This window comes from Novilysobacter selenitireducens, from assembly GCF_020026895.1.
Lineage (GTDB): Bacteria > Pseudomonadota > Gammaproteobacteria > Xanthomonadales > Xanthomonadaceae > Lysobacter_C > Lysobacter_C selenitireducens.
In genome coordinates this window covers 1-327 of record NZ_JAINZW010000018.1, presented here as the reverse complement: position 1 = coordinate 327, position 327 = coordinate 1, and the positions used below count along the sequence as shown (strand labels likewise).

1 protein-coding gene is annotated in these 327 nt (G+C 66.1%); it reads left to right on the top strand.

The features are described 5' to 3' along the window. Positions 1-327: EF-Tu/IF-2/RF-3 family GTPase (locus tag K6753_RS14430; protein WP_255591924.1), on the top strand; the 327-nt coding region annotated here is incomplete at both ends.

The following is a 327-nucleotide window of genomic DNA, read 5'->3' as shown; positions in this document are numbered from 1 at the left end:
ACAAGCCGTTCCTGATGCCGGTCGAGGACGTGTTCTCGATCTCGGGCCGCGGCACCGTGGTGACCGGCCGCATCGAGCGCGGCATCATCAAGGTCGGCGACGAAATCGAGATCGTGGGCATCCGCGATACCCAGAAGACCACGGTCACGGGCGTCGAGATGTTCCGCAAGCTGCTGGACCAGGGCCAGGCAGGCGACAATGCCGGCCTGCTGCTGCGCGGCACCAAGCGCGACGACGTCGAGCGCGGCCAGGTGCTGTGCAAGCCGGGTTCGATCAAGCCGCACACCGACTTCGAGGGTGAGGTCTACGTGCTGAGCAAGGACGAGG